Raw genomic sequence first — 16,803 nt, forward strand, 5'->3', positions numbered from 1 at the left:
TTGCTTTCGCTTGTGCCTATGGCATTTGGTGTATCTATTGCAACGTTGAGGTAGATCGTATCAACAGGATTTGTTGATATTTTATCCATTTCAAGAGTTCTAGCGTCGCAACTGGCAATTAAACACAACAATTCTGTCAAATTAGGTCGATTTTAGACGATTTTCCGAGTATAAATGAACCTTTGTTTTTATGGGTGTAATGTAAGTTGGCTAGAGAATAGTCACTCGCCCATACTATACGTTTCATTATCACTATTGGAAATTGGGAAATTCACTATGCGTAGCCATTACTGTGGTCACCTGAACAAGTCCCTTGCAGGACAAACTGTAGAACTGTGCGGCTGGGTAAACCGTCGCCGAGATTTAGGCGGTCTTATCTTTATCGATATGCGAGATCGTGAAGGTATCGTTCAGGTAGTTGTTGATCCAGATATGGCGGATGCTTACGAAGTGGCAAACCAGCTTCGCAACGAATTCTGCATCAAGCTAACTGGTGAAGTTCGTGTTCGTCCAGAGAGTCAAGTTAACAAAGACATGGCAACTGGCGAAGTTGAAATCTTGGCGACAGGCCTTGAAATCATCAACCGTAGCGATGTATTGCCGCTAGACTTCAACCAAACCAATACTGAAGAGCAGCGCCTTAAGTATCGCTACATCGATCTTCGTCGTCCAGAAATGAGCGATCGTATTAAACTGCGCGCTAAAGCTTCAAGTTTTGTTCGTCGTTTCCTTGACGACAATGGCTTCCTAGACATTGAAACACCAGTACTAACCAAAGCGACGCCAGAAGGTGCTCGTGACTATTTAGTTCCTAGCCGTGTTCACAAAGGCTCGTTCTACGCTCTACCTCAATCACCACAGCTATTTAAGCAGCTGCTGATGATGTCTGGTTTCGACCGTTACTACCAAATCGTTAAGTGTTTCCGTGACGAAGACTTGCGTGCTGACCGTCAACCTGAATTTACTCAAATCGATATCGAAACCTCTTTCATGTCTGCCGAGCAAGTTCGTGAAGTGACAGAAAAAATGGTTCGCGATATGTGGCAAGAGCTATTGAACGTAGACCTAGGTCAGTTCCCGGTAATGCCTTTCTCTGAAGCGATTCGTCGTTTTGGTTCTGATAAGCCAGACCTACGTAACCCGCTAGAACTAGTGGACGTTGCTGACTTAGTAAAAGACGTTGAGTTTAAAGTGTTCTCAGGCCCAGCTAACGATGAGAAAGGTCGCGTAGCGGTTATTCGTGTCCCAGGTGGTGCTGCTTTAACTCGTAAACAAATCGATGACTATGCAGCCTTCGTTGGTATTTACGGCGCGAAAGGTCTTGCGTGGATGAAGGTTAATGACCGTGCGGCAGGCATGGAAGGTATCCAATCTCCAGTGGCTAAGTTCCTAAACGAAGACGTGATCAACGGTATTCTTGAGCGTACTGAAGCGGAGTCTGGTGACATCATTCTATTTGGCGCAGACAAAGCGAATACGGTTGCTGAAGCAATGGGCGCACTTCGTCTTAAGATTGGTAAAGATCTTGAGCTTACCGATGAGTCTAAATGGGCACCTCTTTGGGTTGTGGACTTCCCAATGTTCGAAGAAGACGACGAGGGTAACCTGCATGCGATGCACCACCCATTCACATCGCCTCTAGGTATGACAGCTGAAGAGCTAAAAGTGAACCCAGCATCGGCAAATTCAAATGCTTACGACATGGTTCTCAACGGCTACGAAGTGGGCGGCGGCAGTGTTCGTATCCACAACGCAGAAATGCAAGCAGCGGTATTCGAAATTCTTGGTATCGATGCAGAAGAGCAACGTGAGAAGTTCGGCTTCCTACTAGACGCACTTAAGTTTGGTACACCACCACACGCAGGTCTAGCATTCGGTCTTGACCGTCTTGTGATGCTACTTTGCGGTACGGAAAACATCCGTGACGTTATCGCGTTCCCGAAAACAACCGCAGCAGCATGTCTATTGACAGATGCCCCAAGCGCAGCAAACCCAGCAGCACTTGAAGAGCTAGCGATTGCAGTAACGGCAGCGAAAGAGAAGAAAGACTCTTAAAGTACGACGTGATTTTTTAGTTTGGTCGTACGACTTGGGTAGATTTTAAAAGCAATCACCAAAACTAAAAGCCAAGATCACAACCTACCCCAAAACTCCCGCAATAGCGGGAGTTTTTGTTTTCAAAATCTGTATAGTTATACCAACATAAAAGGTAATCCAACTTCATAGAACTCAAAGGATTTGTTATGGCAGGTCATAGTAAATGGGCGAACATTCGTCATCGGAAAGCAGCGCAAGATGCCAAGCGCGGCAAAATCTTCACTAAATTAATTCGCGAAATTGTTGTTGCCGCTAAAGAAGGTGGCGGTGAGCCTGAGAATAACCCCCGTCTTCGCGCTGCAATTGATAAAGCGCTCTCCAATAATATGACTCGTGACACCGTCAATCGTGCCGTCAGTCGTGGTGCGGGTGGAGAAGGCGATGACAACATGGAAACGGTCATCTATGAGGGTTACGGCCCCGGAGGCACCGCTGTCATGGTGGAATGCATGACCGACAATCGTAATCGAACCGTATCTGGTGTTCGCCATGCATTTTCTAAAGCAGGGGGCAACCTTGGTACTGACGGTAGTGTGAATTACCTATTCGATAAAAAGGGCGTCATCTCTTATGCACCAGGTCTCGATGAAGACGAGGTGATGGAGGTCGCGCTAGAAGGTGGTGCTGATGATATTGAAACCGCTGACGATGGGGCGATTGATGTTTACACCACGCCTGCTGACTTTGGCGCAGTGAAAGATGCGCTAGATAAGGCGGGTTATCTAGCCGCTAATGCGGAAGTCACTCTGGTACCGTCGACCAAAGCTGAGTTAGATGAGACGACCGCACCTAAACTGCTGCGTTTGATTGACGCACTTGAAGACCTTGATGATGTGCAAGAGGTCTATAACAACGGTGATATCTCTGACGAAGTTGCAGCAAGCCTTGAGTAATTAACGAGAAATCATGTCAATAATACTAGGAATTGACCCTGGATCGCGAATCACCGGATATGGTGTGATTCGTCAGCAGGGTCGTCATTTACAATACCTTGGCAGTGGCTGTATCAGAACGTCGGAAGCGGAACTACCAGGTAGACTCAAACAAATATACGCTGGCGTGAGTGAGATCATTACGCAATTTCAACCAGACGTGTTTGCCATAGAGCAGGTGTTCATGGCTAAAAATGCAGATTCAGCGCTTAAGCTTGGGCAAGCCCGTGGCAGCGCGATTGTCGCTGCCGTAAATAATGATTTGCCCGTTTACGAATACGCAGCACGTTTAATTAAACAAGCGGTTGTGGGGACGGGGGGCGCGGATAAAGCGCAAGTTCAACATATGGTAATGGCGATGCTGAAATTGCCGTCTCGACCTCAAGCCGATGCCGCAGATGCTTTAGGTGTCGCCATCTGTCATGCGAACACCAATAAAACGCTGGTGGCGTTAGCAGGTAAAGCCACAGGCACAAAAAAAGGTCGTTATCGTTAAATAAATCAATCGCCTTCAGTCAACACGACCTGTTGGCGATATCAGCGCCATAGCGATAATTTTAACGATAGACAGTCCACATTTTTAGAGCTTTTCGCCTAAAGTGCCTTGTTAAACATTTGTTGACTTCCTAATATTGGTCCGATGTGTGAATTCAAAGGACCAAATGTCCGAATAATCAAATAATAAGGAACTCCAACGGCATGTCGCACTATTTTATCAACAACTCGGATAATCTCTCACGTAATACACTCCGCAAAGCAGAAATCACCGCAGTCTTCTCAGTTATCGCTCTACTCGTGGGTATATACAGTGCGCTCAAGTGGCATTCTAATGGTCATGCATCGCTATTTATGACATCTATTGCATTGATAGTGGTTGAGATTGTTGCGTTAGCTGTCCTGCGTTTTAGCAAGATGATTACTTTGGCGCTGAATATAGGTTTCTTCGGCATGGTGCTCCATGCGGTGAATATTATTTTCCAAAGTGGTGGCATTGTTGATTCCACACAAGCGTTTTGGGCACCGTTGTTGATGGTTGCTTTCTATCTTTCTGCATCTCGTATTATGGCGTTAACGTGGAGTATCGGTATTCTTGCGGCTTCTGCAGTAATGACCTATTTGCACACCACAGGTTATTCGTTCCCGACGATTCACCTCTCAGAGTCGAAGCAGAACATCGAGATTTGGTCTGGAATGCTACTGCCGCTGTTTGTTATTTGTTTTGCGCAAAGCTTTACATCCAAACAGAAAGAGAGCGCCATTTCACGCGCTGAAAAAGCGCAAAAAGAGAGCGCGTTACAAGCAGAAAAAGCCTCTGAGGGTGAGAAGAAGCTTGATAGTATGCTACTGGCGGTTAACGAAAGTGTTCAAGAGTTAGACCAAGTGATTCATCAAGTGAACACACAGTCAACACAACTGACCAGCAACGTACAGTCACTTAGCCTTAACAGCGTCTCTCAAGCTAGCGCCGCCGAAGAAATGAGCCAGCAATTGGAACAGTTATCGTCATTCACTCAAGAGTCGGTGAACTTTATGGATCAGGTGATTACCCAAACTGATTCGATAAAACAGCAAGCGGAAAGCAGTTCAGAAATGCTTAATGCGTCAACACAAGCCATCACCAATATTGACAACAGTAACCAAAAAGTCGTGTTGGTGATTGAGCTGATTACTTCGGTTGCAGAACAAACTAACTTACTTGCGTTAAACGCAGCGATTGAGGCTGCAAGGGCTGGTGAACATGGTCGTGGTTTCGCTGTCGTAGCAGAGCAAGTTAGAGAGCTGTCATCAAAAACCAGCAACTCCGTCGATGAGATTCGCACGCTTATCAATAATAGCCAGCAAGAAATTAATTCGGGACAAAAAACCATTCAAACCACAGTCTCAGAATTGAGTAGGATGATTGAGCAGGTGCAGACCATCTCATCAGAAATTACCGAGCTTAGTGAGCTAGTCAGTCAACAGAATTTAGCCATCGGTGAATTAGACCAAGCCAGCAGTGATGTAGCTAAGTCTGTGGTTGGTAGTAAGGCTATCGCGGATGACATTCAAACCATCAGCGAGCAGCTTGGTCAACAAATCCATGAGGGCACGGAACTCTCCGAACGCCTACGCTCTGTCATGCCTTAAATTTTACTTAGAATAACTGGATACCTATCCAGTTATTCTATATCCTAAGCCCTATTGCAACTTACATGAGACATTGAACTGTGATAGGACGATTACGTGGAACTCTAATCGAAAAGCAACCGCCAGAACTGTTAATTGAAGTGGGCGGCGTTGGCTATGAAATTCAAATGCCAATGAGCTGTTTCTACGAACTACCAGAAATTGGCCAAGAAGCGATCATCTATACCCATTTTGTCGTGCGTGAAGATGCGCAACTGCTCTATGGCTTTAATAGCGTCCGTGAACGAGCTCTTTTCAGAGAAGTGATCAAAGCCAATGGTGTCGGTCCAAAACTTGGGCTGGGTATCCTATCTGGTATGTCCGCTACTCAGTTTGTTGCTTGTGTTGAACGTGAAGATATTTCGACCTTGGTGAAGCTGCCAGGTGTCGGTAAAAAAACCGCTGAGCGTCTGGTTGTAGAAATGAAAGACCGCCTCAAAGGTTGGGGTGCAGGTGACTTGTTTACTCCGGCGACTGACGCTGCGCCTGTCGACAGTATTGGTGCGATGAAAGCCGATGGTGCCGAAGAGGAGGCCGTAAGTGCACTACTGGCGTTGGGCTATAAGCCGACACAGGCATCGAAAGTGGTGTCTCAAGTAGCGAAACCAGATATGACCAGCGAAGCGCTGATTCGTGAAGCACTGCGTGCTATGGTTTAAGTGGTAGGTATTACACCCCACCTTGATTACATAAGCTGAATGAATAGCAAAGAGACAGCGTGACATGATTGAAGCCGATCGCCTAATAGCGCCCGAAAATCCTGTATTCAAAGATGAAGACGTCATTGACCGAGCAATACGTCCTAAAAAACTTGCTGACTATGAAGGTCAAGAGCATGTGAGCGACCAGATGGAGATTTTCATCAAAGCGGCACAACTACGCAGTGAGGCGCTTGATCACCTGTTAATATTTGGACCTCCTGGCCTAGGTAAAACAACCTTAGCCAATATCGTTGCTAACGAAATGGAAGTGAATATTCGCACCACATCGGGTCCGGTACTTGAGAAAGCTGGGGACTTGGCGGCACTTTTGACCAACCTCGAAGAAAATGACGTGTTGTTCATTGACGAAATACATCGTCTTAGCCCGATGGTTGAAGAGGTGTTATATCCGGCTATGGAAGATTACCAACTGGATATCATGATCGGTGAAGGCCCTGCGGCGCGCTCTATCAAGATTGATTTGCCCCCCTTTACCTTGATTGGTGCGACAACCAGAGCGGGTTCATTAACATCTCCGCTTCGAGATCGTTTCGGTATTGTTCAGCGTTTGGAGTACTACAAAATAGCCGATCTGCAAAAGATCGTTCAGCGTAGTGCTTCCTGCCTAGGCTTGTCGATGGAACCGGATGGGGCGTTAGAGATCGCCCGTCGCGCCCGAGGTACACCTCGTATCGCCAACCGATTGTTGCGACGCGTACGAGATTATGCAGAAGTGAAAGGTAATGGTCATATTTGTTCTGATATTGCTGACAAAGCGCTAAACATGTTAGACGTTGATCATCAAGGCTTTGATTACATGGATAGAAAACTTCTGTTGGCTATTATGGAAAAGTTTGCTGGTGGTCCTGTAGGACTTGATAACTTAGCGGCAGCCATTGGCGAAGAGAAAGACACCATCGAAGATGTTATCGAGCCGTATTTGATTCAACAAGGCTATTTGCAGCGAACACCTCGAGGTCGTATTGCTTCCGATAGGGCGTATTTACATTTTGGTATTGATAAACATTGATAATTACCACACTTACTGTAGATAGTTACTAATGGCGAATAATAATTAAGCTGCATTATTGTAAATTTATATTGCAAATATGTGGCTTTTTTTTATTTGTTATATCAATAACTTTGTGTGATTTGAAATCCATATTTGTTTCATATAACTAACATTTCACGCTATAATCCCTTGCTACCAAAGGGGTATTCTCGATTGTTCCTTTCCCTCATACTTCAGTTAATTTGCTTACCTACATTCATTAAAATTGATCTCCATCAATGTGATTAAGGATTGCACAGTTCACTCCTTGTGTTTGTTGATGTAAATCAAAGCAACGCTGTAAATAAATCTTTTGAAACCGACTCAATTTCCCAGTAATATTAGCGCCAGCTACATTAGCGCAAGCTTAACAATTAACTAACCATTGAGGTACATTTTTGCAACAAGGATTGCGATTTGCTCAACAAGTTTAATGTCTATTAAACAAAGTCCTTGGAGCTAAATGTAGAAAGTGTCGTTCAGCTGACACAAAAGGAGTTACCATGATAGACGTTGTTGATCTGTCGAGACTGCAATTCGCACTCACGGCAATGTATCACTTCTTGTTCGTTCCATTGACTCTCGGTATGGCTTTCTTACTAGCCATTATGGAGTCCCTCTACGTAATGACCAATAAGCAAATCTACAAGGACATGACCAAGTTCTGGGGTAAGCTGTTTGGTATTAACTTCGCTCTAGGTGTTGCCACTGGTCTAACGATGGAATTCCAGTTTGGTACCAACTGGTCTTACTATTCTCACTATGTTGGTGACATATTCGGTGCTCCGCTTGCTATTGAAGCCCTCGTAGCCTTCTTCCTCGAATCCACCTTTGTCGGACTCTTCTTCTTCGGATGGGATAGGCTTTCAAAACGTCAACACTTGGCTGTTACGTGGTTAGTAGCACTTGGTTCGAACTTCTCTGCACTATGGATCCTAGTTGCAAACGGTTGGATGCAACATCCAGTGGGCGCTGAGTTCAATTTCGAAACCATGCGTATGGAAATGGTGAGCTTTGCTGAGGTGGTACTCAACCCAGTAGCTCAGGTTAAGTTTGTTCATACAGTCGCATCAGGCTATACAACGGGTGCAATGTTCATCCTTGGTATCAGCTCATACTACCTACTTAAAGGCCGTGATGTTGCATTTGCTCGTCGTTCGTTTGCTATTGCAGCATCGTTCGGTATGGCATCTATCCTATCGGTCATCGTACTGGGTGATGAATCAGGTTACGAGCTGGGTGACGTTCAAAAAGTGAAACTCGCCGCTATCGAAGCAGAGTGGCACACTGAGCCAGCACCAGCTGCGTTTACCCTCTTTGGTCTTCCGAACCAAGAAAAAATGCACACGGACTACGCGGTTAAGATCCCATACGTAATGGGTATCATCGCTACGCGTTCGTTGGATACGCCAGTAACGGGTCTTCGTGATTTACGTGAAGAGCACGTTGATCGCATCCGTAACGGTATGTACGCGTACGAACTTCTTGAAAAACTTCGCGCAGGTGACCGCAGTGAAGCTAACGTTGCTGCGTTTGACGAAGTGAAAGATGACCTTGGTTATGGTCTACTTCTTAAGCGTTACACAGACAATGTTGTTGATGCTACTGAAGACCAAATCCAAGCGGCAGCGGATGATTCTATCCCTAAAGTTTGGCCGCTATTCTGGTCATTCCGTATCATGGTTGCCTGTGGCTTTGTCATGCTATTCGTATTCGGTGCCGCGTTTGTACAAACATGTCGCCAAAAAATCGAACAGAAGAGATGGATTCTCAAAGCAACGCTATTCAGCATCCCACTTCCTTGGATCGCTATCGAAGCAGGTTGGTTTGTTGCTGAATACGGACGTCAGCCGTGGGCTGTTGGTGAAATTCTACCAACTCACGTAGCCGCGTCAGCGTTAACGGTAGGCCAGCTATGGTCTTCACTGTTCGCTATTATCGCCCTCTATACTGTGTTCCTAATTGCTGAAGTTTACTTGATGGTGAAATTCGCACGTAAAGGTCCAAGTAGCTTGAAGACGGGTCGTTACCATTTCGAACAGAATGACGAAACGGTAGAGACTAAAGTTAGTCGTCAAGTAGAAGCGTAAGCAAGGAGAAAAAGAATGTTTGATTACGAAGTCTTACGACTTATTTGGTGGATTCTGATCGGCGTACTATTAGCTGGTTTTGCTATCACCGATGGATTTGATATGGGCGTAGGTGCTTTAGTGCCTATCCTAGGTAAAACGGACAGCCAACGCCGTGTAATGATCAACTCAATTGCCCCTCACTGGGATGGTAACCAAGTATGGTTGATCACAGCGGGTGGTGCGTTATTCGCAGCATGGCCATTGGTTTATGCAACGTCGTTCTCTGGTTTCTATTTTGCGATGATTGTGACGCTAGCAGCACTATGGCTACGTCCGATCGGTTTGGACTACCGCTCAAAGCTTGAAGACACTAAATGGCGTAACGTTTGGGATATCGCTATTTCAATCAGTGGTTTTGTTCCACCAATCATCTTTGGTGTGGCGTTTGGTAATTTGCTACAAGGCGTACCGTTCCAACTGAGTGAATTCATGATGCCAACGTATCACGGTTCGTTCTTTGGCCTGCTAAACCCATTCGCGCTACTTTGCGGTCTAGTGAGCTTGTTCATGATTTTGCTACAGGGCTCAACTTGGCTACAAATGAAGACCACAGGTGATGTCCATACACGTGCTCGCAACACAGCGCAGTTAATGGGTCTACTGGTTGTTGCCGCTTTCGTAGCAGCAGGTTTCTGGATTCAGAATATCGATGGTTACACGATTGTGAGCGCAATCGACGGCAATGCTGCATCGAACCCACTCAATAAAGAAGTGGTTCGTGAGGCGGGTGCGTGGATGGCGAACTTTGAGAAATACCCACTACTTTGGATTGCTCCAGCGTTAGGCGTGGTAATGCCACTACTAGCAGTACTAGCGTCTCGTTTAGAAAAATGTGCTGTGTCGTTCATTGCGTCTTCTCTAGCGAACGGTGGCATCATCTTTACGGCTGGTTTTGCAATGTTCCCATTCGTAATGCCAAGTAGCCTGAACCCGAACCATAGCTTGACTATGTGGGATGCAACGTCAAGTGAGTTGACACTGAACCTGATGACGGCAGTAGCGTTCGTGATGGTTCCAGTAATTCTTAGCTACACAGCTTGGACTTACTACAAGATGTTCGGTCGTCTTGACGACAAGTTTATCGAAGAAAACAAAAATTCACTTTACTAAGGAGCATTGGATATGTGGTATTTCGCTTGGATTTTAGGTGTATTACTTGCGTGTGCATTTGGCATCATCAACGCTCTTTGGCTAGAGCACAGTGAGATGATGGACAAAGACAGTGAGTAAGCTTAACCAACAGTTAGAGCAACTCCACAAACCAGTAGATAAGACGCTGTTGCGCGTCTTATCCCTGATACTCGGCTTTGTTAATGTCGGTTTGTTTATGTGGAATCCAGACCAATACGCTGACGCCATTGGTGGCTTTTCGCCAGTCCTAGGGTTGTTATTTGTATTGTCTGTGTGTGCCAGCATGGTATTTGGAGTCGGATTCCGACCGAGATTCTGGCTCTGGCAAGCGGTGTTCAGTCCGTACTTGTCACTAACTGTGTTGAGTTACCTAACGTTAATGTACGTTATCTAAACAAAACCCGAGCTTTGCTCGGTTTTTTTACCTTTTGAAACAAACAAACGTTCGAAACTGCCAATTACTTCATCAGTTGAGTGTAAATTTTGGCACTTTATTCAAAATTTTTTGTCAGCTCTGATAACAAACACAATCACTTGCGTTATATTAGACCGCAGTATTCATTAGGAAGTTACCAGTTTGTCTCAGTTATCACCGTATTTCGAATTCCCCGTCACCGTCTATTATGAAGATACCGACGCAGGGGGCGTGGTCTACCATTCGAATTATCTCAATTTCTTTGAACGCGCAAGAACCGAGTTGCTTCGTAGCAGAAACGTACACCAACGTCAGCTGCTTGAACAACAAGTTGGCTTCGTCGTTCGTCATATCGATATTGATTTTATCCGCGGAGCACGACTAGATGACCACCTCACAGTGAAGACACATATTTCTGAATTCAAACGAGCGTCATTAACATTTCAACAAGAAATTGTTGATGAGCAAAATGTGACAATTGCCAAGGCTCTCGTTAAAGTGGCATGTATCGATAATATAAAAATGAAGCCGAAGGCTTTTCCTTCGACTACCTTATTGGAGTTAAAAAACAGTGACGGCTGATATTTCGTTTGTGGACCTCATTCTAGAGGCAAGTCTACTGGTTCAATTGGTAATGTTGATTCTGCTTGGGATGTCAGTCGTATCTTGGGCGATGATCATCAAACGCAGTAAGGTACTAAAACAGGCAACTAAAGACTCAGACGAGTTTGAAGATAAGTTCTGGTCAGGTGCCGATCTTTCGCAGATCTACCAAGATGTGAAAAAAAGAAAAGACGACCTTTCTGGTACCGAGGAGATTTTCTATAGCGGCTTCACTGAGTTTTTAAGACTTCGTAAATCTAACGCAGAATCGCCAGCGTTCATTATGGAAGGAACGGGGCGTTCGATGCGTGTCGCGGTGTCTCGCGAAGTAGAGGATCTTGAAACGAACCTACCATTTTTAGCAACCGTTGGTTCTATCTCTCCGTATATCGGTCTGTTTGGTACCGTGTGGGGTATTATGCATGCGTTTATTGCCCTGGGTGAGGTAAAACAAGCCACACTAGCGATGGTCGCTCCTGGTATCGCCGAAGCATTGATTGCAACGGCAATGGGTCTGTTTGCCGCTATCCCTGCGGTAATGGCTTATAACCGACTCAGCAATAAAGTGGGCAAATTAGAGCATAACTACGCGACCTTTTCAGAAGAGTTCCACAGTATCCTGCACAGACAAGCAATGGCGAGTAGGGAACAGTAATGGCTGGCTACCAACCAAAGAAACGTAAGCTGACATGTGAAATTAACGTCGTGCCTTATATCGACGTTATGCTAGTTCTACTAATTATCTTTATGGTGACCTCACCTTTTGTTACTCAAGGTGTGGATGTAGAGCTACCAAAAACGTCCACCGCTAAACCAGCAACGGAATTAGCCGGCGATAGTGACGCAAGTTTTATCATTGTTGAAGTCGACCGCGATGGTAATTTTGGTTTGAGTGTGAATAACGAAGACATGCAACGAGGTCTAAGCTTACAAGATATTATTGTTCGCGTTAGAGCAGAGCTTTCGCTTAATCCAAATTCGCCAGTCGCAGTAGGCGGCGATGCAGCTACCCCTTACGCAGAGGTAGTGTTGTTGTTAGATGAGTTAAGTCAGGCCGGTATTCCAAAAGTGGGCCTACTAACCGATATCAGGGAATAGTCATCGCAACGGTATGAAAAGCAATAAGAAGAATAACTCAAGCTACGGAAAGCCAATAGCGATCTCTTTGTTTGCTCACTTGATGCTGGTTGTTGCTTTATTGTGGGGGACAGACTTCACAATGAATAAAGCGGAACCAACAGGCATGGTGCAAGCGGTGGTCATCGACCCTGCTAGAGTGCGTCAACAAGCACAAGAGATTCGTAAACAGCGCGAAACCGCGGCGAAAAAAGAACAAGATCGCTTGGATAAATTACGTCGTGAAAGTGAACAGCTGGAACGTAATCGTAAAGCGGAAGAAGAGCGTATTCGTAAGCTGAAACAGCAACAAGCGAAAGATGCTCAAGCCGCACGTGAGGCAGAGAAACGCCGCGAAGTCGAAAGACAACGCGCTGCTAAAGCCGAAGCCGAGCGTAAAGCCAAAGAAGAAGCCGTTCGTGTTGCTGAGCAGCAGCGAATTGCTAAAGAAGCGGCGATTGCTAAAGCGGAGAAGGAGCGTTTAGAGAAAGAACAAGCGCTCAAAGAAGCACAGCAAAAAGCTCAGCGTGAGAAAGAAGCGGCCGAGCGTGCCGAAAAAGAAAGAGTAGCGCGAGAGAAGGCCGCCGAAGAAGCACAGCAAAAAGCTCAGCGTGAGAAAGAAGCCGCCGAGCGTGCAGAAAAAGAACGCATTGCTAAAGAGAAAGCCGCGAAAGAGGCTGCAGAGAAAGCCAGAATAGAGAAAGAGCGTTTGCAGCAACTTGAGCGTGAACGCAAGGAGCAAGAAGCGGCTCTCGATAACATCTTCTCTGGCCTTGAAAGTGAAGCCGCACTGAATACCAGTGCGCGTTCAAAACACGTTGCATCAGAAGTGCAACGTATGGGCGCAATCTACACTCAGTTGATTCAACAAAAGCTGCTGTTAGAGGACAGCTTTCGGGGAAAGCAATGTCGAGTTAACTTGAAACTGATACCTGCGGGTAACGGTGCTATCGCCGGTCAAGTTGCCGTACTCGATGGAGATAGCAGACTTTGTGCCGCGACAAAACGTGCGATAGCTCAGGTTGGTACCTTCCCGCTTTCAAAAGAAGCGGATGTGAACCAACAACTTAAGAACATTAATCTGACCGTAGTTCCAGAGTAAAAAGGAAGACCTTGTGATTAAGCGAATACTATTAGGAATGGCATTAGTGCTGAGCTTCGCTGCTCAGACTGCAAATGCCGCTTTAGAACTTGTCATTACCGACGGTATTGATTCCGCAAGACCTATCGCCATTGTCCCATTTAAGTGGGAAGGTGAGGGAAAACTTCCTCATGATGTTTCGGCTGTGATTGCATCAGACTTACAACGAAGTGGTAAGTTTAGTCCTGTAGCAACCAGCAAAATGCCGCAAACGCCTTACGATGCGTCAGACATAAACTTCGAGGCGTGGACATCAATTGGTGTTGATTCGTTGCTAACGGGTACCATCGCGAAAAACGCAGAAGGTAACTACGAAGTGAGCTACCAACTGGTTGATGTAGTACGCGGTCAATTGACTGGGGGCAAATCAAAGGCTCTAAGTGATGATGGCCAACTGGTTCTGTCGAACGATCACGTCCTATTCAAGAAGAAAGCAACCGTTCCAGGTAATCGCCTACGTGAATATGCTCACCGCATTTCTGACCTTGTTTATGAAGAACTAACTGGTGAGCGTGGCGCATTCTTAACTCGAATTGCTTATGTCGTTGTTAATGACAAAGATCAGTACCCATATCAAATGCGTATTGCTGACTATGATGGCTATAACGAGAAGCTTGTTCTACGTTCTAAGCAGCCACTAATGTCTCCGGCTTGGTCTCCAGATGGGAAAAAACTTGCCTATGTAAGTTTCCAAAATGGACAAGCTGAAATCTTCATTATGAATATCTACACAGGTAAGCGTGAAAAGATTACGTCATTCCCACGTCACAATGGTGCGCCAAGATTTTCTCCTGATGGCAAGACGTTAGCGTTAACACTATCAAAGACTGGGCAACTGCATGTATATACGTTAAATCTTGAAACAAGAAAACTGCGTCAAATTACTAGTGGTAGGTCAAATAATACGGAACCGTTCTGGAAACCAGACGGCAAATCCCTTATTTTTACCTCGGACAGGGGTGGTAACCCTCAGATTTATGAAGTAAATTTGTCCGACGGTCAAACCAAGCGTATCACATGGCAGGGTAGACAAAACCTCGGTGGGCAGATCACCCCTGACGGTCGCTACCTCGTGATGGTAAATCGCTCGAACTCTGGATTTAATCTTGCAAAACAAGACTTAGAGACAGGTTCAGTGCAAATCCTCACGAAAACCCTGCTAGATGAGTCACCAAGCATCGCACCAAATGGTGGCATGGTGATATACAGCTCTATTTATAACAAAACTAACGTCCTTTCTATGGTCTCCATCGATGGACGATTTAAAGCTAGATTACCGGCTACAAATGGGCGTGTAAGAGCCCCAGCATGGTCACCGTTTTTATAGCAATTAAATTTTTAGGTTAAGGAAATAACAATGCAATTAAACAAAGTTTTTAAGGGGTTGCTAATCGCACTGCCAGTTCTTGCGATGACAGCATGTAGCTCAACTGATGACGCTGCGTCATCAACAGGTGCAGAAACTTCTAACCAACAACAGCAAGAAACTGTTGTTGCTACTCCAATCGATGAGAATGCACAACTTTCTGAGCAAGAGCTAAAAGAAAAAGCGCTTCGTGAAAACCAAACTATCTACTTTGCGTTCGATAACTCTACAATTGCTGGTGACTACGAAGATATGCTTGCAGCACACGCAGCATACCTAAGCAAAGACCCATCACTAAAAGTGACTATCGAAGGTCACGCTGATGAGCGCGGTACACCTGAGTACAACATCGCACTAGGCGAGCGTCGTGCACAAGCTGTAGCTAAGTATATCCAAGCTCTTGGCGTACAAGCTGACCAAATCTCTATCGTAAGCTACGGTGAAGAGAAACCACTAGTACTAGGTCAATCTGAAGACGCGTACGCGAAAAACCGTCGCGCAGTTCTAGTTTACTAATTCAATCTGCTTAAGATTGTTGAGTCGCAGCCCTTGCGCTGCGACTCATTGTTTTAAGCCACGGCAATTGAGGTAATAACCTTTATGAACAGTAACATTAAGCGCGTTGTTACGCTTACGTTACTAGCCGGCGCAGCAAGCACAGCTTACGCGACAAAAGCACCGGTTACCGACTTGAGCGCAACATCTTCCTCGGCAACTGCTGCCTCTATTTCAGCAGCCCATGCTGCAACCAATGAAACTGACGTTCAACGTTTAGAGCGCCTGCTTCAAAACCGAAACCGAGTCCAGTTGCAAATGCAGCAGCAACTTGATGATATGACGCAAGAAATTGCAACCTTACGGGGTCAGCTAGAACGCAACAGCTACGATATGGAGCAAATGTTGCAGCGTCAAAGAGAATTATTTATTGAGATCGACAAACTTCGCTCTCAAGCAAGCACGGCCGCAGTCCCAGTTCCTGTCGCAAAAGACAGTACAGCTCCTCAAGGTAAGTTCAGCACCGACGCTGATGAGCAAACCGCTTATCAAAATGCTGTAGACCTTATCCTGAAGAAGCGTGACTATGCAGGTGCTATCGAAGCATTCAAGCAATTCCAAAAAGACTATCCAAACTCAACCTTTATGCCGAACACGCATTACTGGTTAGGTCAGCTTTACTTCGCCAAACGCCAAGATTCAGAAGCAGAAAAGAGCTTTAAAGCGGTATTGGGCTTCAAAGAGTCCAACAAACGCGCAGATGCTTTAGTTAAGTTGGGCGACTTAGCCAAGCGTGGCGATAAAGCAGCAGAAGCGAAAAAGTACTACGAACAAGTGATTGCCGAGTACCCGGGTAGCTCTTCTGCCAAAGTAGCTCAGTCTAACTTGAAGTAATTAATATATTGGAGCGTGGTATTTACCTGCAATAGCCTGTCATTCCCTTGGAAAAGGGAATCTCCCGAAGCACGTAGTAGCGTGTTTTGCTGGGAATTGTTCGGATACTTTTATTACCCGGCGCGCTGGAGGAGATCCTCGTTTTCACGAGGATGACGCATCGGTTAGGTTGACGATGGCAAAGCGCGATATTGACCTAAAATAGTCCGTCATTACCATTGATAAATGGATTTCTCAAAGCGCTGTAATTACCTAAAATAATCCGTCATTCCCTTGAAAAAGGGAATCTCCCAAAGCGCGTTGTAGCGTGTTTTGCTGTGAATTGTTCGACTACTTTTATTACTCAACGCGCTGGAGGAGATCCTCGTTTTCACGAGGATGACGCATCGTTTGGGGTGGCGATGGCAAAGCGCTGTATTGACCTAAAAGAGTCCGTCATTACCATTGATAAATGGATTTCTCAAAGTACTGTATTTACCTATAATAGTCCTTCATTCCCTTGAAAAAGGGAATCTCCCAAAGCGCGTTGTAGCGTGTTTTGCTGTGAATTGTTCGACTACTTT

At 45.5% G+C, this 16,803-nt stretch carries 17 protein-coding genes; all 17 read left to right on the forward strand.

Features of this window, described 5'->3' with window-relative positions; genetic code table 11:
• Positions 1-276 precede the first annotated feature (276 nt).
• The 17 genes from aspS (at position 277) to ybgF (ending at position 16,240) form a co-directional block, all read left to right on the forward strand.
• Positions 277-2,055, forward strand: a complete 1,779-nt coding sequence (aspS, locus tag VTH8203_RS03735; protein ID WP_096992449.1) for an aspartate--tRNA ligase — start codon at positions 277-279, stop codon at positions 2,053-2,055.
• A 188-nt stretch (positions 2,056-2,243) separates the two neighbouring features.
• Positions 2,244-2,990: a YebC/PmpR family DNA-binding transcriptional regulator gene (locus tag VTH8203_RS03740; RefSeq protein ID WP_096992450.1), complete on the forward strand. Its 747-nt coding sequence runs from the start codon at positions 2,244-2,246 to the stop codon at positions 2,988-2,990.
• A gap of 13 nt (positions 2,991-3,003) precedes the next feature.
• Entirely contained in the window at positions 3,004-3,525 is a 522-nt protein-coding gene (gene ruvC / locus VTH8203_RS03745) for a crossover junction endodeoxyribonuclease RuvC (RefSeq protein ID WP_096992451.1), read from the forward strand.
• A 203-nt stretch (positions 3,526-3,728) separates the two neighbouring features.
• Positions 3,729-5,156 (forward strand): methyl-accepting chemotaxis protein, encoded by a 1,428-nt coding sequence (locus VTH8203_RS03750; protein WP_096992452.1) that lies wholly within the window; start codon positions 3,729-3,731, stop codon positions 5,154-5,156.
• A gap of 80 nt (positions 5,157-5,236) precedes the next feature.
• Positions 5,237-5,854 carry a Holliday junction branch migration protein RuvA gene (gene ruvA, locus VTH8203_RS03755; RefSeq protein ID WP_096992453.1) on the forward strand — a complete coding sequence of 206 codons (618 nt, stop codon included), beginning with the start codon at positions 5,237-5,239 and terminating at the stop codon, positions 5,852-5,854.
• Between the two features lie 64 nt (positions 5,855-5,918).
• Positions 5,919-6,926, forward strand: coding sequence for a Holliday junction branch migration DNA helicase RuvB (ruvB, locus tag VTH8203_RS03760; protein WP_096992454.1), 1,008 nt, complete (start codon positions 5,919-5,921; stop codon positions 6,924-6,926).
• 524 nt (positions 6,927-7,450) lie between these two features.
• The gene (cydA, locus tag VTH8203_RS03765; protein WP_096992455.1) at positions 7,451-9,037 is read left to right on the forward strand and encodes a cytochrome ubiquinol oxidase subunit I; all 1,587 of its coding nucleotides are present in this window, start codon (positions 7,451-7,453) and stop codon (positions 9,035-9,037) included.
• A 15-nt stretch (positions 9,038-9,052) separates the two neighbouring features.
• Complete coding sequence (cydB, locus tag VTH8203_RS03770; protein WP_096992456.1) at positions 9,053-10,189, forward strand: cytochrome d ubiquinol oxidase subunit II; 1,137 nt, start codon at positions 9,053-9,055, stop codon at positions 10,187-10,189.
• 12 nt (positions 10,190-10,201) lie between these two features.
• Entirely contained in the window at positions 10,202-10,309 is a 108-nt protein-coding gene (gene cydX, locus VTH8203_RS03775) for a cytochrome bd-I oxidase subunit CydX (protein ID WP_000270284.1), read from the forward strand.
• Entirely contained in the window at positions 10,302-10,604 is a 303-nt protein-coding gene (gene ybgE, locus VTH8203_RS03780) for a cyd operon protein YbgE (RefSeq protein ID WP_096992457.1), read from the forward strand. The genes cydX and ybgE overlap by 8 nt, the downstream gene beginning before the upstream one ends.
• A gap of 183 nt (positions 10,605-10,787) precedes the next feature.
• Positions 10,788-11,207, forward strand: a complete 420-nt coding sequence (gene ybgC, locus VTH8203_RS03785) for a tol-pal system-associated acyl-CoA thioesterase (RefSeq protein WP_096992458.1) — start codon at positions 10,788-10,790, stop codon at positions 11,205-11,207.
• The gene (gene tolQ / locus VTH8203_RS03790) at positions 11,197-11,883 is read left to right on the forward strand and encodes a protein TolQ (RefSeq protein WP_096992459.1); all 687 of its coding nucleotides are present in this window, start codon (positions 11,197-11,199) and stop codon (positions 11,881-11,883) included. The genes ybgC and tolQ overlap by 11 nt, the downstream gene beginning before the upstream one ends.
• Positions 11,883-12,326 (forward strand): ExbD/TolR family protein, encoded by a 444-nt coding sequence (locus tag VTH8203_RS03795; RefSeq protein ID WP_096992460.1) that lies wholly within the window; start codon positions 11,883-11,885, stop codon positions 12,324-12,326. Before tolQ ends, VTH8203_RS03795 begins: the two co-directional genes overlap by 1 nt.
• 13 nt (positions 12,327-12,339) lie before the next feature.
• On the forward strand, positions 12,340-13,446 hold the full coding sequence (gene tolA / locus VTH8203_RS03800; protein ID WP_096992461.1) for a cell envelope integrity protein TolA: 1,107 nt from the start codon (positions 12,340-12,342) through the stop codon (positions 13,444-13,446).
• A gap of 37 nt (positions 13,447-13,483) precedes the next feature.
• A complete protein-coding gene (tolB, locus tag VTH8203_RS03805) occupies positions 13,484-14,812 on the forward strand; it encodes a Tol-Pal system beta propeller repeat protein TolB (RefSeq protein WP_370739197.1) in 1,329 nt (442 codons plus the stop codon).
• Positions 14,813-14,842: 30 nt separating this feature from the next.
• Complete coding sequence (gene pal / locus VTH8203_RS03810) at positions 14,843-15,367, forward strand: peptidoglycan-associated lipoprotein Pal (RefSeq protein ID WP_006075298.1); 525 nt, start codon at positions 14,843-14,845, stop codon at positions 15,365-15,367.
• A gap of 84 nt (positions 15,368-15,451) precedes the next feature.
• Positions 15,452-16,240: a tol-pal system protein YbgF gene (gene ybgF / locus VTH8203_RS03815; protein WP_096992463.1), complete on the forward strand. Its 789-nt coding sequence runs from the start codon at positions 15,452-15,454 to the stop codon at positions 16,238-16,240.
• Positions 16,241-16,803 lie beyond the last annotated feature (563 nt).

The sequence above is a fragment of the Vibrio thalassae genome (genome assembly GCF_900089835.1).
Taxonomy (GTDB): domain Bacteria; phylum Pseudomonadota; class Gammaproteobacteria; order Enterobacterales; family Vibrionaceae; genus Vibrio; species Vibrio thalassae.